The organism is Croceitalea dokdonensis DOKDO 023, assembly GCF_001306415.1.
Lineage (GTDB): Bacteria > Bacteroidota > Bacteroidia > Flavobacteriales > Flavobacteriaceae > Croceitalea > Croceitalea dokdonensis.
Genome location: NZ_LDJX01000004.1, coordinates 186,090 through 211,071, shown reverse-complemented (window position 1 = coordinate 211,071; position 24,982 = coordinate 186,090). Strand labels below are relative to the sequence as shown.

The window sequence follows — 24,982 nt, the reverse complement described above, 5'->3', positions numbered from 1 at the left end:
TAGATACAAGGTACTGCAAACAAAAAAGACTGCCTAAACGCAGTCTTTTTATACTTTTTAAGGAACTACTGGACTCCTGTAATCTCAACATCGAACACCAGTGTGGAGCCACCAGGGATGGGGCCGTAGTCATTATCACCATACCCAAGGTATGAGGGTATAAAGAGGCGTTTTTTGTCACCAACCTTCATGGTTAACAAGCCTTCCCTAAAGCCGGCCGCCAATTGGGCATCTGGGCTATATTTCATGGGCGTGGGGCCGTACTGGCCTGCTTGGTCTCTCCTAGGGTTATATTTTTTGAACTTTTTTGATAGTTCTGCATCGCTGCTATCAAACAAATCCCCGTTCTGCATCAGGTAGCCTGCGTAACTCACCAAGACCATCTGTCCCACCTTAGGTTGCTCTCCGTTACCTTCCTTTAGGGTCACCATTCGGAGTCCGGAGTCTGTTTGTTCGGCAGTAGCTTCCTGTGCTTTAAACTCGGCCATTAAATCGGCCTTCATTTGGTTGAAGGCTGCCGCTTCCTTTTCCGCTACCTCAAAATAGTCTGACATGATTTGTACGGCATCAAACTTTCTGGCCTCTTTCCCTTTACGGATAATGTCAATGGTATTCATGGTTACCGGAATTTCTGGCTTATCGCCCGGAAGGGTTTTTACATTGGCGATACTATCCACCACGTCAATACCTTTTACCACTTCACCAAATACGGAATGTCTACCATCTAACCACGGGGTGGGTTTATGTGTGATAAAAAATTGGCTCCCATTGGAATCAGGCCCTGGATTGGCCATGGAAAGAATCCCTTTTTTGGAATGCTTCAGGGAATCCACAAATTCATCCTTAAAGGTGTAACCAGGGCCACCGGTCCCGCTGGCCAACGGATCACCGCCTTGAATCATAAAGTCCTTCATCACACGATGAAAGGTTAGGCCGTCATAATATTTCTTATCCTTGAACTCATTGCTCACAAAAGGACTGTTGCCTTCTGCCAGTGAGACAAAATTTGCAACGGTCAGGGGAACAGCTTCTTGGTGCAGTTTTACCACAATATCGCCCTTGTTGGTTTGGATGTCTGCATACAATCCATCTGCCAAATCTGGATTTTTACCTGATTTACAACTAGATAAAGCAAGCACCAGGACTATGGTTACATATGAAAATAAGTGTTTTGTCATTTGTATTCAATTTTTAATTTAAGCTATCGTTATGTTTTATAATCTTCAAAATTTCCAAGTTGGTACAAATAGGGGTGGTTGGCGCTATTTTTTTATTGTCTCCCGTAAAGCCATAGGCTTGTGCCGAAGGAAAAAGGAAAATACCGCTTTCACCCTCCTTTAAAAGTTTGACTGCGTTGCGCAAACCAGGGAACAACTGGGATTTGTCCACCGCATGTTGTACAAGGCCAATATCCTGTTTTTTGTAAATGGTGTCACCTTCCAAGCTTAGGACATGGTATTGGAGCAAGACTTCATCGTTGGTTTTTGGGTAATAATCGCTATTGCCGTTTACCTTATCCTTGTAGTACCAAAAACCCGTTGCGCTAGCCGTATACGTGTTTAGGGTGTCCGCAGCGATCAGCTCCGTAATCCGTGCCTCTTCCGCGGCAATCAGTTTTTTGTTCCGGGAGATGGAAGCTTGGTTCACATGGCCTGATTTTTTTTGAACCGGTTTTCTTGGGGCAGGTTCTTTGCATGCGCCCAAAGCTAAAAGTATCATGCTCAGGAAGACTATTTTATTCAATAACATAATTGCGATTTATAGTCTTTTAACAGGGTCATAAATTTTTCCGTGGTTGCTTGGAGGGAGGTAAGGCTGCGGCCACCCGCTGCATTGTCATGGCCCCCACCATTGAAATGGGCCCTTGCAAATTTATTCACCGAGAAGTCTCCAATAGATCTAAACGAAATCTTGATGATTTGCTCTTCCTTATTTTCAATAAATATGACGGCCAAATTAATATTTTCCAAGGTGAGTCCATAGTTCACAAAACCTTCTGTATCCCCTTTTTGGAAATTATGTTGGTCCAGTTCCTCTTGGCTCATGGTCATGTATGCGGTGCAATACTCTTCTAAAATAACCAGATTGTTTAAGGCCACCCCTAATAAACGGAGTCTTGAGGGTGAGCTGTTATCATATACGTTCTGGTGAATCTGCATATTTTCCGCCCCCTTGTCAATTAAGTCTGCCGCCACCCTATGCGTAGTACTGGTAGTAGATCGGTATTTAAAGGAACCCGTATCCGTCATGATGCCCAAATATAGGCAAGTAGCGATATCTTTGGTGATTTCTTCATGGCCGTCCAAGGCTTGTATGAGGTGATATACCATTTCACAGGTAGAACTCATACTTACATCAGAGTATGTGATTTTTGCATAGTTGCCCGGTTCTTGGTGGTGGTCTATCATTACAAAGTCTGCTTTGGTCTCTGTAAGAATAGTTTCCATCTGCCCGGTTCTAGAAAAGTCATTAAAGTCCAAGGTAAAAATTAGGCTTGCCTCGGCAATTGCTTTTATGGCCTGTTGGTTCTGCCGCTCAAAATTAAGAACTGCGGCACTGCCCGGAACCCATTTTAAAAACTTTGGAAATTCGTTGGGAACTATGACCGTTGTGTTATGGCCTCTTCCGTTGAGAAAATGTGAGAGGCCCAGTGTGGAACCTATAGCGTCACCATCCGGATTTTTGTGTGGAATGATAACGATTGACCGGGGTTGTGCCAATAGTGAGGAAAGCTGCTGCGCATCTCTTAAATTCATGCGGGCAAATATACGATAATATCGGACAGGCTTTATTTTGGATATGCTATTTTTGAGTGTTTAAAACAAGGTATCATGAAACATCTTATTCATATTTTTTTACTTGGTTTTTTGATGTATGGCTGTAAATCCAAACAAGGGGTACATCTGGGGGATTCTCCAGATTCCACCAAACACCGCCCAGATTTCTCCATCGCATTTGGCTCCTGCAATAAACCGGGTATGGAGAATGTTTTCTGGGATGATATTTTGCAAGCTCGCCCAGATGTTTTTATCTGGGGAGGGGATAATGTGTACGCGGATACTGATGACGTTTCAGAAATTGAGGATTTTTATAAGGCACAGCACCAGGTGCCCGGGTACGCTGCCCTAAAGGAGCAGGTGATGGTAACGGGTACTTGGGACGACCATGATTACGGAGCCAATGATGCGGGGGTGGAGTTTCCATCAAAGAAAGGGAGCCAGAATGCCTTTTTAAATTTTCTGGAAGTTCCCAAGGACGATGCTAGAAGGCTAAGGGAAGGGGTGTATTCCAGTCAGGTATTGACAAAACCTGGCGGTACCCTTAAAATCATTAATTTGGATACAAGGTATTTCCGCACGGCAATAACACCGGACAAGCGCGAAGGCAGGCGATATAGACCCAATACCTACGGGGATGGAACCCTGCTAGGGGAAACACAATGGAAATGGTTGGAAAATGAACTTAACACTTCTAAAGCGGATTTTAATTTAATCGTTAGTAGTATCCAATTTTTATCGGATTTGCACGGTTGGGAAAAATGGGCCAATCACCCGCACGAGGTGGATCGCCTAAAGAAAGTGATTGTCGCCTCCGGTGCCAAAGGGGTAATGATCTTATCTGGTGACCGTCATATCTCTGAATTTTCCAGGGCTACCGTGCCCGGCTTGCCCTATCCTCTGATAGATTTTACAGCTAGTGGCCTTACGCATGCTTACACGGGGTTTAGCGGAGAGGAAAATCCATACCGTATCGGTGAGGTGGTAGCGCAAAATAATTACGGTCATATTACCTTGGATACGGATACCAAAACGGTACGCTTTAGAATCATGGGTGATGGGGGCAAGGTCTTGCAGGAGCTAAAACAAGCCTATTAACATTTGTTCAAAGCGTTAAAAATGGTACTTTTGCGCAAATTTTAAGAAATGACAGGAAATAGAACGTTTACCATGATAAAGCCAGATGCCGTAGAAAACGGTCATATTGGTGCCATTTTGGAAAAAATAACAGGCGCAGGATTTAGAATCGTCGCCATGAAATATACCCAGCTGAGCAAACGCGATGCGGAAGCTTTTTACGCCATACACTCAGAAAGGCCTTTCTTTGGTGAATTGGTGAGCTTTATGACCCGTGGGCCCATTGTTGCGGCCATTTTAGAAAAGGAAAACGCAGTGGAGGATTTTAGGGCATTGATTGGGGCCACCAACCCAGCGGAGGCTGCGGAGGGGACCATTCGTAAATTATTTGCGGAAAGTATTGGGGAGAATGCCGTACACGGCTCTGATAGTGATGAAAATGCCGCAATAGAAGGTGCCTTTCACTTTTCTGGCAGGGAAATCTTTTAAGCAATTTGTCACCTTATAAAAAAAAGGCCAGTTGTTAAAGTGGCCTTTTTTTAGCGTAATACCAATTTTTTTACCAGTTCCTTGCCCAGTTCATCATTGAGCATTTTAATGATTTTGCTTTTACCCATGCTCAGCTCTTGCCTAAGTACGGATGACGATAAGGACACGTACAATGTTTCGTTTTTTAAGCTTACCTCGGTGGTGTAGTTATTGACCCCGTTGCCCATAAGGTTAGCCCAAGCCTCCCTAACATCTACTTTGTCAATACCGTGCTGTAGCTTGTTTTCCTTGATAAATGCCTTAAGGGCATCGCCCATATTTAAATACTCATTGTATCTTTTGGCCATTATGGGGTGATATTTATGGGTTCATATCTTTTGTAGGTGTATTTAATGTTATCTTGGTTAACGATGCTGTAGGTGTCATCCGTAATGGTTGTAATGCGTTCTTCCCATTGGATAAGCTCTTTGCTGTAGGACAGATTGTATGCGCCTTCCTTTTCAACGATGGTAAAGGGCTCTGCATCATTGGAAGTTTGGTAGCTCCCGTCAAATTTAGGATACACTTTTTTTTTGAAACCTTTGAGTTCCTCCACCTTTATAAAATCTACCGTTGGGTTTACCTTGTATTCTTTGGTTTGCCCATTGGGGAACTCTACTTGGGAAATTTCCCAATACCCGTTCAGTTTTTCAATATCCCCAGAACTGACTTTTTGGGTACAGCCAATTAGGCATAAGGTGAAACCGCATAGTACCGAGATTTTAAAGTAGAACATCTTCATCATCTTACAAATTAAAAATTTTATAACTCTGGTTGATGCTTTTGACCACTTTTTCTGTTCGGTCTGCATGCGTATCAGAAATAAACAACTGGCCAAAATTATCGTGGTCCACCAAAGCAACGATGCTTGCCACCCTATTTTCATCCAGTTTGTCAAAAATATCGTCCAACAATAAAATGGGTGTTGTCTTTGCCTGTTGTTTAATAAAATAAAACTGCGCTAATTTTAGGGCAATAAGAAACGACTTTTGTTGTCCTTGACTCCCAAATTTTTTAATGGGATAGTCGTTAATGGTAAAGTCCAGATCATCTTTATGTATGCCAACACTGGTATACTGCAATGCCCGATCTTTATCAATGGCTTGTTCCAAAAGGGTATCCAGACCTGTTTCCAAAAGTTTGCTTTGGTAGGCTAGGGCTACGCCTTCCTCTTTTTCTGCTATTTTTTGATATTGTGCCTTAAAGATAGGGATGAAACTTTCCAAAAATTCCTGTCGTTTTTTAAAAATAAGGGTTCCCAATTCTGCCAATTGTTCATTGTAGATTCCCAAAGTGGTTTGGTCAAAGGTCCTGTTGGCGGCAAAGTATTTTAAGAGTGAGTTCCGTTGGGTCAATACCTTGTTGTAGCGTAGGAGATGGTCTAGGTAGACCTTGTCCGACTGTGATATGACACCATCCACAAATTTGCGCCTTGTATCGCTGCCTTCAATAATTAGGTCTCTATCGGCAGGGGAGATAATAACCAGGGGCAAAAAACCAATATGTTCTGCAAATTTATCGTAGGCCTTTCCGTTTCTTTTTATGATTTTTTTGCTCCCTTTTTTAAAACTGCATAGGATTTTTTCTGTCCGCTCTTTCTTAGAAAACTCGCCTTCCACCACAAAAAAGTCTTCTCCATGTCTAATGTTTTGTGTGGTTACGGGGTTAAAATAACTTTTACCAAAGGCAAGGTGGTAAATGGCATCAAGCACATTGGTCTTTCCAACACCATTGGACCCCACCAAACAGTTAATGACCGGGTCCAGTTCAAATGTCTGGGCGTCAAAATTCTTATAATTAACTAGAGATAAGCGTTTTAAAAACATAAGCGGTTGAAAACCAATGGGATTCTTAACTTCAAAGAATCCAAAAATAACGAATAATTTACCTTTCGGTTTTGGATAAAAACTTTATTTTTGCGCGATTAATTAAATAGAGCATGGCTACATATAAAAAGCGGGGCTACAAACCTAAGAACAAGGCAGAGGAAATAGAATTGGACGAACAAAACAGCACCACGGCTGAGGTTTTTAGTTCTTTGGATGAGGGCGCCTCCAAGACGGAGCAATGGTTCACCAAAAACCAAAATTATATTTTGGGCCTTATAGGATTGGTAGCTATTGGGGTTTTAGGCTATTTGGCCTACAACCAATATGTGCAGAAACCAAAGGAAGCCAGTGCCGCGAACGAATTATACTATCCCCAACAATATTTTGAACAGGCCATGGCAGAGGGAGCCGCCAAGGATTCCCTGTTGAATCTGGCCCTTTCTGGTGCCGAGGGTAAATTTGGCTTTTTGGACATCATTGAGGAATACCCCGCAACCAAAGCCGCAAATTTGGCAACCTATTCTGCGGGCATGTCATTTTTAAATTTACAGAACTATAAAGAGGCCATTGAATATTTGGAGGACTTTAACTCTGATGATGCCGTCTTGGGCGCTTTGGCCAAAGGTGGAATTGGTGATGCCTTTTCACAACTGGACCAAAAAGAAGACGCTTTGGATTATTATGAAAAGGCCATTGCGCATGATACCAATGGATTTACGACGCCTAGATTTTTGTACAAAGCTGGAATAATAGCCATGGAATTGGGCTATGCCGATAGGGCCGCCACGTATTTTGAACGAATCCAGGACGAATTTAAAGATTCCAAAGAGGCCAATAATATCGAGGCCTTGCTGGGAATGGTGAAATAACCCTAAATGGCAACTGTAACTAAAAACCTTTCCGCTTACGATGGCAATAGCGTGCCCAACGCCGAAAAATTGCGTTTTGGTATTGTAGTGTCCGAATGGAATTCCAATATAACGGAACCTTTGTTCCATGGCGCCAAAGAAGCACTAGTGGATTGCGGAGCCATCGATAAAAACATTATACGTTACAACGTGCCAGGTAGTTTTGAATTGGTCTTTGGCAGTAAAAAGCTCATCGAAACAGAAAAGGTAGACGCCGTAATTGCCATTGGGAGCGTGATTCGTGGGGAAACCAGTCATTTTGACTATGTCTGCGGAGCCACCGCCCAAGGTATTAAAGATGTAAATCTTGCCTATGATGTGCCCGTTATTTTTTGTGTCCTAACGGACGATACCTTGCAACAAGCCAAGGACAGAAGTGGTGGTAAGCATGGCAATAAGGGCACAGAAGCTGCTATTGCCGCTATAAAAATGGCGGTATTGGGCAGCTGACCATAACCGTTGGGAGTGGTTCCTCCCTTTTTCCGTTAACATTTTTTGTGATCGTATTCCTATCGTTTTTTTGCTTTTTAAGTACCTTTGAAAGTAATCACCAGGGGCGATTATGCGAAATTTTTTGAAGCTTAAAAAAAACCGGACTTTTGAGTACAAACCACGTTATTACAAGGGTGAAGGTAGTCCGTACAAAATAGAGCACAAGCTGGACCAATATAGAAGTACGGCGCATCATACCAGGGGATTAAAAAACAAGGTGTCCACCGCTTTTGATGATTTAAAACGTGAGGGCGATAAAAATTTAAGGTTGAGATTGCTCGTCATTTTAGCAATCCTGATACTCATTTTTCTATTTATCATAGATTTTGATCTATCCATATTTTTGACTAGCTAATGGCTGATATCATTAAACTTTTACCAGACCATGTTGCCAACCAGATTGCAGCGGGAGAAGTGGTGCAACGGCCGGCCTCCGTGGTAAAGGAACTATTGGAAAATGCCATAGATGCGGGGGCAACCCATATAAAATTGATTGTAAAGGACGGTGGTAAGGCATTGATACAAGTCATTGATAATGGCATGGGCATGTCAGAAACAGATGCTCGGTTGGCCTTTGAGCGACATGCCACCTCTAAAATTTCCAAGGCGGAAGATTTATTTAACCTAAGCACCAAAGGCTTTAGGGGTGAGGCCTTGGCATCCATAGCTGCCATAGCACACGTGGAGCTGCACACCAAAGCTGATGGAGCCGATCTGGGAACCTGTTTAAAGATAGAAGGCAGTACGGTAGTTTCCCAAGACGTCACCGTTACGCCAACTGGGAGTTCCGTATCCGTGAAGAACCTATTTTTCAATATTCCTGCGAGAAGGAATTTTTTAAAGTCCAATCAAGTAGAGCTAAGGCATATTACGGATGAGTTTCATCGGGTAGCCTTAGTGCATTATCAGGTCTCCTTTCAGTACTTTAACAATGGTTCCGAGCTTTTTAATTTGCCCAAAGGCAACTTTAGGCAACGTATTGTCCATGTCTTTGGCAATAAAATGAACGAGCGTTTGGTCCCTGTTTCCGAAGAAACGGATGTGGTAAAAATCTCCGGATTCGTATGTAAACCGGAATATGCCAGAAAGAGTAGGGGAGAACAGTTCTTCTTTGCCAATGGCCGGTTTATTAAAAGTCCCTACTTGCATCATGCCGTTGGTGCTGCTTTTGACGGACTGTTAAAACCTAACTGCCATCCTGGATACTTTCTTTTTTTGGAGGTGGCCCCAACGACGATTGACATTAATATCCATCCTACCAAAACAGAAGTAAAGTTTGATGATGAACATACCTTGTACGCCATCTTAAGGTCTACTGTTAAACACAGTCTTGGCCAGTTTAATGTAGCACCTGTGCTAGATTTTGAGCGTGACGGTAATTTGGATACGCCCTATGGTTATCAGCTAAAGGAAGCTGCCTTGCCCAAGGTTGGCGTAGATATAGCGTTTAATCCATTTGAACCAGGGACGGCAAAGCGGGTATCCGGAAACAATAAAAAATTCCAGAAACAGCAGGTGAAAGGTTGGGAAGCACTATACCAAGATACGGATACGGACCAAGAACATTTTAGTAGCGTCCAGTTTGAAACCGAGCCTATGCACCAAGATATTTTTGGGGCGGATGAGGAGGCGGTTGGTCACCAGCAGGCTACTTTCCAAATGCAGAAACGTTTTATCGTTACCACGATTAAATCCGGTATGTTGGTTGTAGATCAAAATAGGGCACACAAGCGGGTTTTGTATGAAAGACTGCTCCAGCGCATAAGTGCGGTAAGCCCGGTAAGCCAACAGCTGTTGTTCCCTGTAACGCTTAGCCTCACTACAAATGAGTTAGACATCATTGCAAGAGTACAACAGAATTTAATCGCCATGGGATTTGTCATGGAACCCTTAGAGGATGGTATCCGTGTGACCGGTATCCCAAGCGTTATCGCAGAGCAGTCCGTAGAAGAAGTCTTCCACGCATTGGTGCGGGATTATGAAAATGAGCTGGCACCCCATAACGCACCAACTAATATAACGGCAGCCATTCTTTGCAAAACCCTTTGTATAAAAAATGGACAGGTTTTGGAACCGGAAAGCCAGATAGCGTTGGTCAACGATTTATTTGGTTGTGATGAACCTAAAATTGATCCGTTTGGTAGAACCACTTTTGTCACGCTAGATGTGAATGAAGTAGCTAATAAATTTATGTAAATGAATAGAATCACAGAGGCTGTCAAACATTTGTTGATCGTCAACATTTTGTTTTTTTTAGCGACCTATCTATATCAAGATGAGATGTACACATGGTTTTCGCTGTGGTTTCCCCAAAACGAAAACTTTGCGGTGTGGCAAATTGTTACGCATATGTTTATGCATGGCGGTCTGGCACATATTGGATTTAATATGTTTGCGCTATGGATGTTTGGTACTCCAGTAGAGCAAGGCCTTGGTAAGAACCGCTTTCTGTTCCTCTATTTTTCCGCGGGTTTGGGGGCCGTACTTTTTCAGTTGGGGTTCTATTATTTTAGTTTTCTTCCCGTGCAGGAAGAGTTGTTGGCCACAGGGCTGCGCAGTCAGGATATTGTAGATATGATGCTGAACAACCGTTTGGACCAGGGCCTTAGCGATAACCAAATTGCTGCTCTAAAGGCCGCATTTCCCACCTATCAGGATACGTATTTTGCCAGAATGGTGGGTGCATCGGGTTGTATTATGGGCGTTATGGCCGCATTTGGTATGATGAATCCGGAAGCTAAACTTATGCTTATATTTTTGCCTATTCCCATCAAAGCCAAATACTTTATACCAGGGATTATTTTGCTGGACGTAATTTCAGCGGTAACCGGTCAGTCCTTTTTTAGTCCAAGCAATACGGCCTATATGGCCCATGTCGGTGGTGCTGTGATCGGGTTTTTGATTATGTGGTATTGGAAAAAGAATCAGTTCAATCAAAACCGTTTATACTAAGATGAAAAACGGAGATATTAGATACCATTTTGCTAGACTAAATGCCGCCGAGAAAATCATCGTAGCAAACACTGTCGTGTTTTTATTGGTGAATCTCATGGCGGTTTTGTTTGGAACAAATGCGGCAAATTCCATCACAGCTTGGTTGGAACTTCCGGATGATATCCTTGAGTTTCTTTGGAAACCATGGACCATTATTACCTATGCTTTTTTACACGGCGGATTCTTCCATATTTTTTGGAATATGTTGCTGTTGTATTTCTTTGGAAGGTTTTTCTTTAACCTTTTTGATAGTGAACGGTTCCATGCCGTTTATTTTCTTGGGGTTGTTGCGGGAGGTGCACTTTTTATGCTTGGTTACAATATTTTCCCGACACTCATTGATAATAGTACGGTTTTGATCGGCGCATCTGCTGGGGTCACCGCCGTATTGATTTTTATATGTACCTACCTGCCAATGCAAGAGGTGCGCATTATCTTCTTTAATGTAAAACTATGGCAGTTGGGCCTTTTTGTCATTTTAAAGGATATTTGGACATTGTCCACAGGGCAAAACGTAGGGGGAATGATGGCGCATTTGGGAGGGGCCATGTTAGGGTATGTCTTTGCTAGGCAGCTTCTTAACGGTACGGATATTGGAACCGGGTTTACCAAGTTGGTAAACGCTATTAAAGATTGGTTTAAACCCCGCGAAAAAAAGCCCTTTACAAATGTATACAAGAACAAGGCCAAGGCTGGTACCGTAAGCAAAGCGGCTTATGACAAGGCGGCACGGCAAAAGAAAATAGATGCCATCTTGGATAAAATCAGCAAATCTGGCTACGAGAGCCTGTCCCGGGATGAGAAGGATTTTTTATTTAAGGCCGGTAAGGAAGATTAATGATTAAAAAGTTATCTTTTTTTAAAAAGCTTGGTTACGCCCTTAACCTTTTTGTTGCTTTTGGTCTAGGGCTTTCGTTCATTGCCCCCCATGTGCCGGCAGATAGCGTGCCTTGGTTTTCCATGATTGCGATGTTAATGCCATTTTGGCTCATAGCCAATATTATCTTGTTTTTTTATTGGCTGGCGCAAAAAAGCGGGTTGGCGCTCATATCTGCCACCTTATTGGGCATTGGTGTTTTTTTGATGCCACCTCTTTTTAAATTTCAGTCTGCAGTCCTGCCTATTAAGGAAGACCTTAACGTAATGAGCTTTAATACAAGGGGTTTTAACCGCTATGAACACTTAAAAAAACAGGATGTAGATAGTTTGATTATTGATTTTGTGTCTGCGGAAGATGCGGATATCATTTGTTTTCAGGAGTTTTATCATGCCATGAAACGGAGTGACGCCCTTGAACAATACCCCTATAAGTATATTGATTTTGTGTATGGGGAGGATTCAGGTAGGGTCATTCAGGCCATTTATTCCAAATATCCCATTCTAAAGGTAGAACTCATTGAGTTTCCTAAAAGTGCCAATGCTGCTGTATATGCGGATATACAAATGAACAAGGATACCATTAGATTGTATAACGTGCATTTGGAGTCTTTTAGGATCATTCCGAACATATCTACCGTACAAAAAGAGAAATCCACCCAACTCCTTAGCAGGATAAAAAGGGTGTTTGAGCTACAAAAAGCCCAGACCAGACTGCTAAAGGCGCATATGGAATCTTCTCCTTACCCCATTGTCCTTGCAGGGGATTTTAACAACACAGCCTATACCAACATATATACCGGCCTAAAAGGAAATCTACAGGATACCTTCTTGGAGGCAGGTTCTGGTTTTGGTAGGACGTACTTGCTACAAAAACTCCCAATGCGGATTGATTACATCCTAGCCGATGAGAATTTTGAGATTACGGGACATAAAAATTATGATGTAGAATACTCGGACCATTATCCCGTAATGGCTTCTATGAAATTAAAGACGCAGTAACAGACAATCCACGGTATCCGCTAAGATATGCAGTAATAAGGCCAAACCCACGATTCTAGTTTTTTTTAAAAGGAACAAGAGTACGTACAACATAATAAAGGGGTAGGTGTGCAGTAGGTGAAAGTTAATGCTGCATCTTTCATCATCAAATATGGGCGAAGCCCAAAGATGGTCCAAATCTATGCATATACCCGCCAATAAGATAAGACAGACCAGCTTCCATTTTTCCCGGTACATGATATATGCTATGGCAAAAGGGACCACAAAATGGATACCGTAATGCACTAAAAACCTAAACATTTCCTAAGACGGATTCTTGGTTTTTTAGGTAGTTTAGCGCATTGGTTCCCTCGTTAAAAAGCAAATCTAGTGCACTGGTATTTGGGGTAAACCCGTTTCTGTCATCAAATACCTGAAAGTATGCGGTATTCCTGAATTCAATACCATTCTTCGCCTTTATCAAGGCTCTGGCATCCATGGCATTGGCTATGTTTTTTTGATAAGCAGCGGTCCTCTTTTTTGGTAATGGAAAGCCTAGGGCATTACATAGGAACCCAATTGTGGCCAGGTTAAATGCCATTAGAAACTCATAGTTGTCCTTATAAAGTGGTTCAAGCTCATCCTCATAAAACTCAAAGAAGGCAGAGGTGCGGTAAGCGGTCTGTAGCGTTCGCCAATGCTGTTGCTTCCAACGGTAACTATTGTCAATTCTAACTTCCGCGTACTTTTGCCTACCTGTTTGGCCACCAACATGCTTTATTGGGATGGTTAAGGTGTGTAGGCCAATATCCGTACAAATATGGCAGCGGTTTCTGTAGGTCTGTTTCTGGTAGTTGTCATGCACCTCCCAAATCACCTCATTACCTGCCATGGTGGCCATGGTGGCTATGTTTGGAAAGTATGCGGGATGTAGTACCACTTCCTTCATTTGGGCATTAGGCTTCCTTAGACTTTTTTTTCTTTCTAAACCAATCAAAAACAAAATATCCCGCTAGGGCAATTAGAAAGTACTTAAAATAAGAAACCGGTTCTCCTTCCCCATTTACCGTGGTGAAAATTCTGTCCCATCTGGGCCTTTCATTGAACTTTATGCCATCTTGAAAATTATCAAAGCTCAACCAAATAAATACTGGTTTACCCACAATATGGTCTTCTGCCACGTAACCCCAAGCACGGCTATCCTCGGAATGGTCCCTGTTATCGCCCATCATCCAATAATAGTTCTGCTTAAAGGTGTAAGACTTGGCTTCCTTGCCATTAATGAGCACCCTATCCGCTTCCACTTTTACGTCATTGTGTTCGTAATCCCGAATTATTTTTTTGTAAAGCGGGATGGTTTTTTTGTTGATTTCCACCGTGGCCCCGGCTTCTGGAATATAAACGGGACCAAAGTTGTCCATGTTCCAACGGTAATAAGGGCTTTGTGGAAAGATATTCCCCCCAGGCGTTCCGGCAGGTGTGTTGATCATAACAACGGAATCTATCCCATTGTTATTTCTAAGGGCATCGGCCATTGCCTTGGTCATGTTGGCCTGTCTTCTCCTTGGTGCCTCCTCTGATAGGTTTAGGCTTAGTTGCCGAATGACGTCAATGGATAATCCTTTCTTATCCGTATAAATGGCGGGTTTTCCATTTTCGTCCGTTCCGGCCGCAATTCCCATACTTCGTAAGGCGTTAACTTGGCCCTGGGAAAGGTTTGTTGGGATGTATTTGCGCATATAATCATCCGCATCTACCTCTTTTAATAATCTTGATGAGACACCTTTATTGGAGTAAACCATATAATCATGCATTAATCTGGCACGATCGGATAGTTTTAACTGTTTCCCGTTGATATGTACATACCCATCTACCACAGCAAGTGAGTCTCCCGGTGTACCCACCAACCTTTTTACATAGTTGGATTTTTTGTCAATGGGTTTTCTTACCCCTTTACTTTTTTTAAAAAATTGTTGTACGGTATCCGCGGGCCAACTAAAAACCACGATATCATTTTTTTCCGGGGTTTCAAAGCCCGGCAAGCGCATATAGGGCAGTTGAAATTTGTTCCAAAAGGATTCTTTATAAGTTTCTGGGTTTACATCGGCCACATAGGAGGGTGTTCCAACTATGGGTAAGGTGTCATGGACCATGGGCGCCGCCAGGGTGGTCATTGGGAGCCTGGCCCCAAAATGAAATTTGCTCACAAACAGAAAATCCCCAACCCGCAAGGTTCGCTCCAAAGAGGGCGTGGGAATCACGTAGGGTTGAATAAAATACGTGTGCACCAAGGTTGCTGCTACCACGGCAAAGATGATGGAACTAATCCATTCTCCAAGCCCGGTGCGAGGCTTTAAATCCCTATCCTTAATATAGGTCACATCTTGGGTGTAATTAATGTAGCCTATGTAGAACCCCAGTGTTAAAATCACCAGCCAGGTATGTAAAACTTTGTTTTTGCCAAAACTACGGATGGTCTCCACCCATACCACCGGAAACATCAGAAGGTTGATGATTGGGATAAAAAGCAATAAAACCCACCATTTTGGTCGGTTTATGATTTGCATCAATACAATGCCATTATAAACAGGAATTGCTGCCTCCCAAGCTTTTCTGCCAGCTTTAACGTATAATTTCCAAGTGCCCAGAAAGTGGATAACTTGGATGAGTAAAATAAAAATAATCCACTGTGTACCGTTCATAAAGCTATTTCTTTCTAAGACCAAAAATGGTCTGGATTGTTACATTAGTTTGATAGGTTTAACACATCTTTCATAGAAAATACACCCTGTTTTCCCAAAATCCATTCTGCCGCTACAATAGCGCCAAGGGCAAAACCTTCCCTGCCGTGCGCCACGTGCTGTATGGTAATGCTATCCTCTTTGCTTGTGTAATTTACGCTATGAGTTCCGGGTACTTCACCGTCGCGTTTTGCATAGATGGGTAGTTTTCCCTTCTCTTTCCCGTCCAAGCTCCAATCTTTTTTAGGATGATGTTCCAAAACACCCTCGGCAAGGGTAATGGCCGTACCACTGGGGGCATCCAACTTATGGATATGATGGATTTCTTCAAGGCTAGCCGTATATTGTTCTAGACCGGACATCATTTGGGCCAATTGCCTATTGAGCTCAAAAAAAATATTGACCCCAAGACTAAAATTGGAAGCGTAGATAAACGCACCTTTTTCCGCGTTACAAATTTGAAGGGCCTTCTCATAGTCCCGCAACCATCCTGTTGTTCCCGATACTACGGGAACGCGGTTCTTAAAGCAATGGGTAATATTGTTAAAGGCCGCATTTGGAGTGCTAAAATCTATGGCCACATCCATGCCATCATAATCTATGGCCTCTGTATCATCATCTATTTTTGCAACAATGGTATGTCCTCTGTCCTGCCCAATTTTTTCGAGCATTCGTCCCATTTTACCGTAGCCAAAAAGTCCAATGTTCATCTGTTAAAATTCTATAAGAAGTGCTAAACCGTAGTTGGGCGTGGCATCTATTGGGTTAAAATCCAAATAGGGTTTTATGTCCAGTCCAAGCCTATCATCTACGTTATATTGTTTTAAGTGGGCATCTACATTGGCATCAATTACGTTTAAGGCATAAAGCCCAATGGTCACCACGAGCGCCAGGTCGCGGTTTCTTTGGGCAGCTTCTTGGGCGTCTTGTAAGGCAGCAAGGGAAAGGTCTGGCCCCAATCCGTCACCACCAATGTCAAAAAACTGATCGTCCGTAAAACCTACCCTTCTTCTTTTAAAAGCATCCCTAAAATCATTATAGCTCTTGGCATTACTGGCATAAGTTGCTATACCTATCCCAATGGCTCCCCAAACAATGGGGGCCTTCCAATACCGCTTGTTGTAAATCTGTCCCAGACCGGGCAGGATGGCCGAGTAAAAAGCGGCCTTGCTCGGTGCCAACGGATTAATTTCGATACTCTTGTTACTGATATCTTCAAAGGAAATCCCCTTACCCTCCAAATCCTGCTGAACACTGTCCAGTGCTTGTTCCTTGGGCGCAGTAGTTGCCGGAGCCTCGGTTTCTTGTGACAGCGCAAGGTGGCAGCACGCAAGTAACAACAGCAGTAGTGTCCTATTCTTTATCACCGGAAAGAATTTTTTTTAACCGCTGAAATTCTTCTTTGGAATGAAAAGGAATTACAATCTTGCCCTTGCCTGTTTGGGAGGCCGTTATGGCCACCTTTACCGCCAGGTGTTTTTTGATGGAATCTATATGTTTGGACACAAAGTTGGGCAGTTCTGCATTATTTGTTGGTGCTGCCTTGGTCGTTGGTGCCTTTAATTGTTTTACCAGCTGTTCTGTCTCCCTTACGGATAATTTTTCGGCTAAAATACGTTCGTATAAGGCCAATTGCTCCTTACCTTTTTCTACATTGACCAAAGCCCTTCCGTGACCCATGCTCAAAAAGCCATCGCGCATACCTGTTTGGATGATGGGATCTAATTTAAGTAAGCGCAGGTAATTGGTAATGGTGGAACGTTTTTTACCAACACGTTCGCTCATTTTTTCCTGTGTTAATTGAATGTCGTCAATTAAACGTTGGTAAGAAAGCGCTATTTCAATGGGGTCAAGGTCTTGCCGCTGAATGTTCTCAACCAGCGCCATTTCCAGAGATTCTTGGTCGTTGGCAATCCTTATGTAGGCGGGTATGGTTTTTAGACCGATAAGTTTTGATGCCCGGTACCTGCGCTCGCCAGAAACCAACTGAAAGGTATTGAAATCCAATTTCCTTACTGTAATGGGTTGGATAATGCCCAATTCCCTAATAGAGCTTGCCAATTCTTTCAAGGCTTCGTCATTGAATTGGGTACGGGGTTGAAAAGGATTCACCTCAATGGCATCAATTTCCAGTTCCACCACATTACCAATGACCTTGTCCGCGTTTTTGTCCCCCACGGATTGGATATCATTCTCAGGGTCCTTTAAAAGCGCGGAAAGTCCTCGCCCTAAAGCTTGTTTTTTTGTTGCTTTCGCCATTTAGACTACTTCCTTATTTTTCTTCAACAGTTCGTTTGCCAAGTTCAGATAATTTGCCGCACCGCGACTACTGGCATCGTACTTTATAATGCTTTCACCATAACTTGGGGCTTCGCTCAATTTCACGTTTCTTTGGATAATGGTATCAAAAACCATATCTGCAAAATGCTTTCTTACTTCTTCCACAACTTGATTGGACAATCTGAGCCTAGAATCATACATGGTCAGCAACATCCCCTCAATATCCAAATCTGGATTATGTATTTTTTGTACACTTTTTACCGTATTCAATAGTTTTCCCAGACCTTCCAGTGCAAAATATTCACATTGGATGGGAATCATTACAGAATCTGCTGCGGTGAGCGCATTAAGGGTCAAAAGCCCAAGCGATGGGGCGCAGTCTATTAGCACATAATCATATGCACTGCGCAAGTGCCCAATGGCCTGCTTCATCATGTATTCCCTATTGTCCTTGTCCACCAATTCTATTTCAATGGCCACCAGATCTATGTGCGCCGGAATCAAATCTACGTTTGGGGAGTTGGTGGCCACAATGGTTTCCGCCGCTGTGCTGGAATGTTCCAACAATTGATAGGTGCCAATTTCAACGGATTCCACGTCTATTCCAAGACCTGATGTTGCGTTGGCCTGGGGGTCTGCATCAATTAATAAAACCTTCTTTTCCAATACACCTAAGGATGCCGCCAGGTTCACCGTGGTAGTGGTTTTTCCCACGCCGCCTTTTTGGTTGGCAATGGCTATAATTTTACCCATGTTACAAGTAAGTTAGTGGGTAAAAATACAATTTATTAAAACGCTATGAAATGTATTTTGTTAACACCAAGTGAATAAGAACCCCTACAGCGTTAAGCTTCGTTAAAGTGCCGCTTGTATGTGGGTGTAGGGTTTTTTACAAACTTGAAAAATGGAGAAGAAAGGGCATCGCATCCCAATTGGGTTCTATGGGGTTATTCATCCATCAAAATCTCCAAAATGGTAATGGCAGCCTCGCTGATTTTAGTGCCAGGCCCAAAGATGGCCAAGGCGCCATGTTCGTAAAGAAAATCGTAATCCTGTTTTGGAATTACCCCGCCAACAATGATAATAATGTCTTCCCGTCCATATTTCTTTAATTCGGTAACTACCGCTGGTACCAAGGTCTTATGACCGCCTGCTAGGGAGGAGATGCCCAGAATATGAACATCATTTTCCACTGCTTGTTTGGCCACTTCTTCCGGGGTTTGGAACAAGGGCCCAATATCTACGTCAAAACCTAGGTCTGCATACCCTGTGGAAACTACCTTAGCGCCCCTATCATGGCCATCCTGTCCCATTTTGGCTACCATTATCCGTGGTCTACGGCCCTCAGAAGCCGCAAATTCGTTGGCCATGGTCTTGGCTTTGTCAAACAGCTCGTCTTTTTTTATTTCTTTGGAATACACCCCGCTTATGGATTGAATTTTGGCCCTGTAACGGCCAAAGGCCGTTTCCATGGCATCGCTTATTTCACCTAATGTTGCTCGTTCCCTGGCCGCAACTACGGCCAAAGCTAATAAATTATCACCTTGTTCCCCTTTTGTTTTTTGGTGTGCGGCTTTACTGATGTTGGCAAGGGCCTCTGATACCTTTGCCGCATCCCTATTATTTTTAATGGCAGCTATGCCGGCTACTTGTTGCTCCCTAACCTTTTGGTTGTCCACCTCAAGAATTTGCAGTTGGTCCTCATCTTCCAATACGTATTTATTGACCCCCACCAGCACTTCTTGCCCACTGTCTAACCGCGCTTGTTTTTTGGCAGCCGCTTCTTCTATCCTAAGTTTTGGAATCCCGGCTTCAATGGCCTTGGTCATTCCTCCAAGCTCCTCAACCTCTTCAATGAGTTTCCATGCCTCTTGCGCAATTTGCATTGTTAGGCCCTCCACGTAGTGACTTCCTGCCCATGGATCAACAGTTCTTGTGATTTCGGTTTCCTTTTGCAAGTAGATTTGGGTGTTACGTGCAATGCGTGCGGAAAAATCTGTGGGTAGTGCAATGGCTTCATCCAAGGCGTTGGTGTGCAAGCTTTGCGTGCCCCCAAAGGCGGCGGCCATGGCTTCAATGGTGGTTCTGGCAACATTGTTGAACGGGTCTTGTTCGGTAAGGCTCCACCCACTGGTTTGGCTGTGGGTTCTTAGCATCAGGGATTTTTGGTTTTGGGGTGCAAAGCCTCGTACCAGCTTTGTCCAAAGCACCCTAGCAGCCCGCATTTTGGCAATTTCGGTGAAATGGTTCATGCCAATGCCCCAAAAAAAAGAAAGTCTGGGCGCAAACTCATCAATTTTGAGTCCTGCTTTGAGTCCCGTTCTAATATACTCGATGCCATCGGCAAGGGTATAGGCCACTTCTAGGGCCGCAGGCGCACCCGCTTCGTGCATATGATAGCCAGAAATACTGATGCTGTTGAAACGTGGCATCTGCTTGCTGGTATATTCAAAGATGTCTGCAATGATCTGCATGGATGGGGTTGGTGGGTAGATGTAGGTGTTCCGTACCATAAATTCCTTTAAAATATCGTTCTGGATGGTCCCGGAAAGTTGGTCGAGGCCAACCCCTTGCTCTTCTGCAGCCACGATATAAAATGCCATAATGGGGAGCACGGCCCCGTTCATGGTCATGGAAACCGACATTTTATCGAGCGGAATCTGGTCAAACAAAATTTTCATATCCTCTACGGAATCAATGGCGACACCCGCCTTGCCCACATCACCCACTACCCGCTCGTTATCACTATCGTAGCCGCGATGGGTAGGAAGGTCAAAGGCCACCGAAAGCCCTTTTTGGCCAGCTTCAAGATTTCTTCGGTAAAACGCGTTACTTTCCTCTGCTGTTGAAAAACCTGCATACTGCCTTATGGTCCAGGGCCTGCGTACATACATGGTGGAGTAGGGGCCCCTTAAAAAAGGTGGCATTCCCGCTGCAAAATCAAAACCTGTATGCTGTTTTGTGGAAGCAGGGCCAAAATCTTTTAGTTGAATGTCCTGAAGGTTTTTTCTACTCATTTTTAAGACGATTTTGTTCCAACCCCTCAGCAAGTCGTTTTTCAATAATGGGGGGTATGAGCGTTTTGTGGTTTTTGGTTTTAACAAAGGGATAAAGCGCTAGGTTATTGCCCATCCGGTCCGCTGGATTTTGGTAGGTATTGGTTCCTAACAGCACCAGTTCACCAGCGTCAAATTTGGCCTGTTCCTTGGCCGCACTTTCCTTGATTTTCTTTTGAATGGTTCCAGATTTTAAGCAATTTAAAAATCCTCCGGCGGATTCAATCTGCTTAAAAAGTGTCAAGGCCTTTTCGGCAAGTTGTTTGGTCAGGCTTTCCAAGTAATAGCTGCCCGCTGCGGCATGGATGGCTTCATCAAAATAACTTTCTTCCTTTAACAGTAAAAGCTGGTTACGGGCAATACGCTCCCCAAACTCGTTGTCCTTGTTAAAAAGGGAATCGTACCTAAGGTTACAAATGGTGTCTGCCCCACCTAAGATGGCTGCCATACATTCAGAAGTGGTACGTAACATATTTACGTTATAATCGTAAATGGTTTTGTTTCGTTTGCTTGGGGTGGCCAAAATTTTGCAGCTTGGGCCCTGTCCAAATCCGGCAGAGACGCTTGCCCACATCCATCTCATAGCCCGTAATTTGGCTATTTCAAAAAAGTAGTTACTGCCCAATGCCAAATGAAAAAGGGGCAGGCTTGTGTCTTGTAAACCATATTGAAGGTATTCCACCATATGCGCTACCGTGTAAGACAATTGTTGTACCATATTGGCACCGGCCTGTTGATATAAGGAACCATGAGCGCCCATTACGTGAACATGGCCGTAAGGACTGCTATAGGCCAACACTTCTTTTACTGCAGCTAAGTCTTGAATTTCTGAGTGGTACCAATTGCCTGTTTTGGCAAAATTTCCAATGGGATCAAGGGAAAGAAAAACAGGGCTATTTTTGTCCTTAAAAAAGTCTATTATGGTTTTGGTTGCGCCTACATCCAGAAATTGAAGGTGAAAATAGATAACGCTCCCCTTCATTGGAATTCCAGTAAACAGGCGATCTAAATCCAGCTGTTTGTTTGGAAGGGTAAAGACCAGATGGTCTGCCCCCCTTTGCAAAATATCCAGGGCTTTTTTATTGGATTTTGCAACATCATGTACAAAAATATGCTGGCCAATGTACCACTGGTGCTCACTGGGCAGGGAAAACTTGGGCTGCCCCATCACATCTTCACTATGGTAAAAAGGTTTCACGTGGATGCCTTCCAAAGATTCCCAAATCAGGGTGTCATTATAGTCCGCCCCTTTTAGGTCCACCTGTATTTTCTGTTTCCATTCTTTTGCGGAAACGGGCCTAAACTCCTTAAAAATGCCTGTTTTTTCCATGGTTAGGGTTGTGGGTTCAAAAAGAAGGCAACAGTTGGTTTTCTGCCGATTCTTGGCAAGCTCACTTGGTGCTGTCCTTGTGTTCTATCAAAAAGATTTCTTCATTGTCCTTCTTCATATAGTATTTTTCACGTGCAAATTTTTCTAGTTCTTCCTCGCTGGATAGGGTTTTTAGGATTTTTTTATCCTTCGCAATCTCGGACTGTAAGAACTTTTTTTGTTCCTCCAATTTATTAATTTCTTTTCTTAATTCTAAATGAATCAATAAAGAATTGGTGTCAAAAAAAGCCATCCAAATCACAAAAAGTGTCAAAACCAGCACGTACATGTTGGTCGCTACCCTAAACCATTTTTTCTCACGCAGTGTTTTCCAGCCCATGGTCATACCAGTTTTTCAATGATAAGGGTACGCACCATATCTACCGCCACGGTGTTATAGTGGTTGTTGGGGATGATAAGGTCCGCGAATTCCTTGGACGGTTCTATAAATTGGCTGTGCATTGGTTTTACGGCCGTCTGGTACCGGTGTAGTACCTTTTCCAAATCATGTCCGCGCTCTTTCATATCCCTTTTTAAGCGTCTGATCAGGCGTTCATCAGAATCTGCATGAACGTAAATTTTCATATCAAACAATTTTCGTAGCTCTGGATTGCCCAATACCAAAATTCCCTCAACGATGATCACTTTTTTGGGTGCTGTAGTAATGGTCTCTGCCAATCGTGTTTCCTCAACAAAGGAGTAGACTGGGATATCAATCGTTTCATGATTCCTAAGGGCGTTCACATGGGCAATCAGTAATTCAAAATCAATGGAGTTGGGATGGTCAAAATTTACTAGGCTCCGCTCTTCCTTGGTCAAATGGGATAAATCGTTATAGTAGGAATCCTGGGAAATAACCACCACTTCATTCTTGGGCAGCTCTTCAATAATCTGTTTTACCACCGTGGTCTTACCACAACCTGTACCTCCCGCAATGCCAATAATCAACATTAAAATTTGCTTTAACCCAAAAGTAAGGTTTTGTCCTCGTTTTTGATAGCCATGAAGCCGGGATAAAAAGAATTTCTTTTAAAATACAAGCCTGATATTTCTCATAAAAAGCCTGTTTAAAATACAGTACTTTTATTGACAATTGTAAGCGGATATGCTATCTTTCAATGGATTATACGCAGTACCTATGGAAAAAAACTATAAAGTAAAGGTAAATGGCGAGTTTGAGTTTGACCTTACCAAAAAAGACGTGGACGCACTGGATATTTTAAAAACTGCCAATGGAGATTACCACTTGCTGGATAACCATAGTTCCAACCAGGTTTCCATGCAGAAGACGGATTTTGTGCAAAGGGCCTATCATGTAAAGATAAACCATGCCATTTTTGAAGTTGAGATTAGGACGCCCTTGGACGGACTAATAAGTTCTATGGGATACGTGTTTGGTGCAAACAAGAAAGTAGCAAACATTGATGCGCCAATGCCCGGGCTTATTCTGGAGGTCTTGGTGAAAGTAGGGCAAGAAGTGAAGGAAAACGACCCACTCTTAATTCTTGAAGCCATGAAAATGGAAAATGTGATCAATTCACCCCGAGATGGGGTTATCCAAAGTATTTCCGTAAATCAAGGCGATACTGTCGAAAAAAACCATACCCTAATCACTTTTGAAGAAGAATGAAATGAAAAAAATACTGGTAGCCAACCGAGGGGAAATTGCCATACGTGTCATGCGTACCGCCAAAAAAATGGGAATAAAAACGGTAGCTGTTTTTTCAGAGGCCGACAGAAATTCACCCCACATCCGTTTTGCGGACGAAGCGGTCTGTATAGGACCGCCACCCTCCAACCAGAGTTACTTAAGAGGGGATAAGATTATTGAGGTCGCCAAATCATTGAACGTAGATGGCATTCATCCAGGCTATGGTTTTTTAAGCGAAAATGCGGATTTTGCAGAAGCGGTAGAGAAAAACGGACTCACTTTTATAGGCCCCAAGTCCCACGCCATACGTGTTATGGGAAGTAAATTGGCAGCCAAAGAGGCTGTAAAGAAATACCAAATTCCCATGGTGCCCGGTATTGATGAAGCCATTACCGATGTGGACAAAGCCCATGAAATTGCCAAGGAAATTGGCTTTCCGGTGCTGATTAAAGCTTCTGCCGGTGGTGGGGGAAAGGGAATGCGCATTGTCGAAAGAGAAAAGGATTTAGCTTCGCAGATGACCCGTGCCATTAGTGAGGCTACCTCAGCTTTTGGTGATGGTTCTGTGTTTATAGAGAAGTATGTAACATCGCCACGGCACATTGAGATTCAGGTGCTTGCCGACCAACATGGCAATACCTTGCATTTTTTTGAGCGGGAGTGTAGCATTCAGCGTAGGCACCAAAAAGTGGTAGAAGAAGCCCCTTCGTCCATCCTTGGCCCAGAGCTTCGACAGGAAATGGGCGAGGCTGCCATTAAGGTGGCACAAGCCTGTGATTATATCGGTGCAGGTACGGTAGAGTTCCTTATGGATGCCGATCATAACTACTATTTCTTGGAAATGAATACCCGGCTGCAGGTAGAACATCCAGTTTCCGAAATTATTGCCGGGGTAGATTTAGTGGAACTTCAGATTAAGGTTGCCCGCGGAGAGGCGCTTAACATTAAGCAAACCGATCTAAAGATTCACGGACATGCCATGGAATTGCGTGTGTACGCCGAAGATCCTTTAAATGATTTCCTGCCAAGTGTAGGAACCTTGGAACGGTATCGATTGCCGGTGGGTCCGGGCATTCGTGTGGATAATGGATTTGAGGAAGGAATGGACATTCCCATCTATTATGACCCGATGCTCTCTAAATTGATTACCTATGGGCAAACTCGTGAAGAAGCCATTGAATTAATGATTCAGGCCATAGCAAATTACGAGGTAAAAGGTGTGGAGACCACGCTTGCCTTTGGCACATTTGTCATGCAGCATGAAGCCTTTAGGTCTGGTAATTTTGATACCCATTTTGTAAAGGACCATTACGCACCGGAGAAATTGCAGGAGCAAAGGCGGGCCAAGGCAAGACTAGCCGCCTTGATAGCTTTAAACCACTACTTTCAGGGCCAAAAAACCATAAGACTTCCCAAAAACTAA

Annotated in this window: 28 protein-coding genes; 11 read left to right on the top strand and 17 right to left on the bottom strand. The window is 43.3% G+C overall.

Going from position 1 to position 24,982, the window contains the following annotated elements; genetic code table 11:
- Positions 1-65 precede the first annotated feature (65 nt).
- From I595_RS09980 to I595_RS09970, 3 genes are read right to left on the bottom strand one after another with little or no spacing between them, the layout of a single operon-like run.
- Complete coding sequence (locus I595_RS09980; protein WP_054559280.1) at positions 66-1,178, bottom strand: peptidylprolyl isomerase; 1,113 nt, start codon at positions 1,176-1,178, stop codon at positions 66-68.
- Positions 1,179-1,191: 13 nt separating this feature from the next.
- Positions 1,192-1,749 carry a gliding motility-associated peptidyl-prolyl isomerase GldI gene (gldI, locus tag I595_RS09975; RefSeq protein WP_054559279.1) on the bottom strand — a complete coding sequence of 186 codons (558 nt, stop codon included), beginning with the start codon at positions 1,747-1,749 and terminating at the stop codon, positions 1,192-1,194.
- Positions 1,740-2,756, bottom strand: a complete 1,017-nt coding sequence (locus I595_RS09970) for a DHH family phosphoesterase (protein WP_054559278.1) — start codon at positions 2,754-2,756, stop codon at positions 1,740-1,742. Before I595_RS09970 ends, gldI begins: the two co-directional genes overlap by 10 nt.
- A 75-nt stretch (positions 2,757-2,831) precedes the next feature.
- On the opposite strand from I595_RS09970, the gene I595_RS09965 reads away from it, so the two are divergent.
- Entirely contained in the window at positions 2,832-3,875 is a 1,044-nt protein-coding gene (locus I595_RS09965; RefSeq protein ID WP_054559277.1) for an alkaline phosphatase D family protein, read from the top strand.
- A gap of 48 nt (positions 3,876-3,923) precedes the next feature.
- Positions 3,924-4,343: a nucleoside-diphosphate kinase gene (locus I595_RS09960; RefSeq protein ID WP_054559276.1), complete on the top strand. Its 420-nt coding sequence runs from the start codon at positions 3,924-3,926 to the stop codon at positions 4,341-4,343.
- 50 nt (positions 4,344-4,393) lie between these two features.
- Here I595_RS09960 and I595_RS09955 read toward each other — a convergent pair whose 3' ends face one another.
- Genes I595_RS09955 through recF form a run of 3 tightly spaced genes read right to left on the bottom strand, consistent with a single transcriptional unit; the run spans position 4,394 to position 6,208 of the window.
- The gene (locus I595_RS09955) at positions 4,394-4,690 is read right to left on the bottom strand and encodes a DciA family protein (RefSeq protein ID WP_054559275.1); all 297 of its coding nucleotides are present in this window, start codon (positions 4,688-4,690) and stop codon (positions 4,394-4,396) included.
- Complete coding sequence (locus I595_RS09950) at positions 4,690-5,124, bottom strand: hypothetical protein (protein WP_172675933.1); 435 nt, start codon at positions 5,122-5,124, stop codon at positions 4,690-4,692. Before I595_RS09950 ends, I595_RS09955 begins: the two co-directional genes overlap by 1 nt.
- 4 nt (positions 5,125-5,128) lie before the next feature.
- Positions 5,129-6,208, bottom strand: coding sequence for a DNA replication/repair protein RecF (gene recF / locus I595_RS09945; RefSeq protein ID WP_054559273.1), 1,080 nt, complete (start codon positions 6,206-6,208; stop codon positions 5,129-5,131).
- 113 nt (positions 6,209-6,321) lie between these two features.
- On the opposite strand from recF, the gene I595_RS09940 reads away from it, so the two are divergent.
- The 7 genes from I595_RS09940 (at position 6,322) to I595_RS09910 (ending at position 12,483) form a co-directional block, all read left to right on the top strand.
- Positions 6,322-7,080, top strand: a complete 759-nt coding sequence (locus tag I595_RS09940) for a tetratricopeptide repeat protein (RefSeq protein ID WP_054559272.1) — start codon at positions 6,322-6,324, stop codon at positions 7,078-7,080.
- A 6-nt stretch (positions 7,081-7,086) separates the two neighbouring features.
- The gene (gene ribH, locus I595_RS09935; RefSeq protein WP_054559271.1) at positions 7,087-7,569 is read left to right on the top strand and encodes a 6,7-dimethyl-8-ribityllumazine synthase; all 483 of its coding nucleotides are present in this window, start codon (positions 7,087-7,089) and stop codon (positions 7,567-7,569) included.
- 112 nt (positions 7,570-7,681) lie between these two features.
- A complete protein-coding gene (locus I595_RS09930) occupies positions 7,682-7,966 on the top strand; it encodes a hypothetical protein (protein ID WP_054559270.1) in 285 nt (94 codons plus the stop codon).
- A complete protein-coding gene (gene mutL / locus I595_RS09925) occupies positions 7,966-9,807 on the top strand; it encodes a DNA mismatch repair endonuclease MutL (RefSeq protein WP_054559269.1) in 1,842 nt (613 codons plus the stop codon). The genes I595_RS09930 and mutL overlap by 1 nt, the downstream gene beginning before the upstream one ends.
- On the top strand, positions 9,808-10,563 hold the full coding sequence (locus tag I595_RS09920; RefSeq protein ID WP_054559268.1) for a rhomboid family intramembrane serine protease: 756 nt from the start codon (positions 9,808-9,810) through the stop codon (positions 10,561-10,563).
- A 1-nt stretch (position 10,564) separates the two neighbouring features.
- Positions 10,565-11,443 carry a rhomboid family intramembrane serine protease gene (locus I595_RS09915; RefSeq protein WP_054559267.1) on the top strand — a complete coding sequence of 293 codons (879 nt, stop codon included), beginning with the start codon at positions 10,565-10,567 and terminating at the stop codon, positions 11,441-11,443.
- Complete coding sequence (locus tag I595_RS09910) at positions 11,443-12,483, top strand: endonuclease/exonuclease/phosphatase family protein (protein WP_054559266.1); 1,041 nt, start codon at positions 11,443-11,445, stop codon at positions 12,481-12,483. The genes I595_RS09915 and I595_RS09910 overlap by 1 nt, the downstream gene beginning before the upstream one ends.
- Here I595_RS09910 and I595_RS09905 read toward each other — a convergent pair.
- The 11 genes from I595_RS09905 to udk all read right to left on the bottom strand — a co-directional run bounded on the left by I595_RS09905 (position 12,469) and on the right by udk (position 22,859).
- A complete protein-coding gene (locus tag I595_RS09905) occupies positions 12,469-12,783 on the bottom strand; it encodes a DUF6122 family protein (protein WP_054559265.1) in 315 nt (104 codons plus the stop codon). The genes I595_RS09910 and I595_RS09905 overlap by 15 nt on opposite strands.
- Positions 12,776-13,411 (bottom strand): WbqC family protein, encoded by a 636-nt coding sequence (locus tag I595_RS09900; RefSeq protein ID WP_054559447.1) that lies wholly within the window; start codon positions 13,409-13,411, stop codon positions 12,776-12,778. Before I595_RS09900 ends, I595_RS09905 begins: the two co-directional genes overlap by 8 nt.
- 7 nt (positions 13,412-13,418) lie before the next feature.
- Positions 13,419-15,164: a signal peptidase I gene (gene lepB, locus I595_RS09895; RefSeq protein WP_054559264.1), complete on the bottom strand. Its 1,746-nt coding sequence runs from the start codon at positions 15,162-15,164 to the stop codon at positions 13,419-13,421.
- A 44-nt stretch (positions 15,165-15,208) separates the two neighbouring features.
- Positions 15,209-15,913: a 4-hydroxy-tetrahydrodipicolinate reductase gene (gene dapB, locus I595_RS09890; RefSeq protein WP_054559263.1), complete on the bottom strand. Its 705-nt coding sequence runs from the start codon at positions 15,911-15,913 to the stop codon at positions 15,209-15,211.
- A gap of 3 nt (positions 15,914-15,916) precedes the next feature.
- On the bottom strand, positions 15,917-16,570 hold the full coding sequence (locus I595_RS09885) for a DUF5683 domain-containing protein (RefSeq protein WP_054559262.1): 654 nt from the start codon (positions 16,568-16,570) through the stop codon (positions 15,917-15,919).
- Positions 16,557-17,462, bottom strand: coding sequence for a ParB/RepB/Spo0J family partition protein (locus I595_RS09880; RefSeq protein WP_054559261.1), 906 nt, complete (start codon positions 17,460-17,462; stop codon positions 16,557-16,559). Before I595_RS09880 ends, I595_RS09885 begins: the two co-directional genes overlap by 14 nt.
- Complete coding sequence (locus I595_RS09875) at positions 17,463-18,236, bottom strand: ParA family protein (RefSeq protein ID WP_054559260.1); 774 nt, start codon at positions 18,234-18,236, stop codon at positions 17,463-17,465. It lies immediately after the preceding gene.
- A gap of 194 nt (positions 18,237-18,430) precedes the next feature.
- The gene (gene scpA / locus I595_RS09870) at positions 18,431-20,500 is read right to left on the bottom strand and encodes a methylmalonyl-CoA mutase (protein WP_054559259.1); all 2,070 of its coding nucleotides are present in this window, start codon (positions 20,498-20,500) and stop codon (positions 18,431-18,433) included.
- Entirely contained in the window at positions 20,493-21,869 is a 1,377-nt protein-coding gene (locus I595_RS09865) for a methylmalonyl-CoA mutase subunit beta (protein ID WP_054559258.1), read from the bottom strand. Before I595_RS09865 ends, scpA begins: the two co-directional genes overlap by 8 nt.
- Positions 21,870-21,930: 61 nt before the next feature.
- Positions 21,931-22,248 carry an FtsB family cell division protein gene (locus tag I595_RS09860; protein ID WP_054559446.1) on the bottom strand — a complete coding sequence of 106 codons (318 nt, stop codon included), beginning with the start codon at positions 22,246-22,248 and terminating at the stop codon, positions 21,931-21,933.
- A 2-nt stretch (positions 22,249-22,250) separates the two neighbouring features.
- Positions 22,251-22,859 carry a uridine kinase gene (gene udk, locus I595_RS09855; protein WP_054559257.1) on the bottom strand — a complete coding sequence of 203 codons (609 nt, stop codon included), beginning with the start codon at positions 22,857-22,859 and terminating at the stop codon, positions 22,251-22,253.
- A gap of 187 nt (positions 22,860-23,046) precedes the next feature.
- Here udk and I595_RS09850 point away from each other — a divergent pair, with 187 nt between their 5' ends.
- Both I595_RS09850 and accC read left to right on the top strand, forming a co-directional pair.
- A complete protein-coding gene (locus I595_RS09850; RefSeq protein ID WP_054559445.1) occupies positions 23,047-23,538 on the top strand; it encodes an acyl-CoA carboxylase biotin carboxyl carrier protein subunit in 492 nt (163 codons plus the stop codon).
- Position 23,539: 1 nt separating this feature from the next.
- On the top strand, positions 23,540-24,982 hold the full coding sequence (accC, locus tag I595_RS09845; protein ID WP_054559256.1) for an acetyl-CoA carboxylase biotin carboxylase subunit: 1,443 nt from the start codon (positions 23,540-23,542) through the stop codon (positions 24,980-24,982).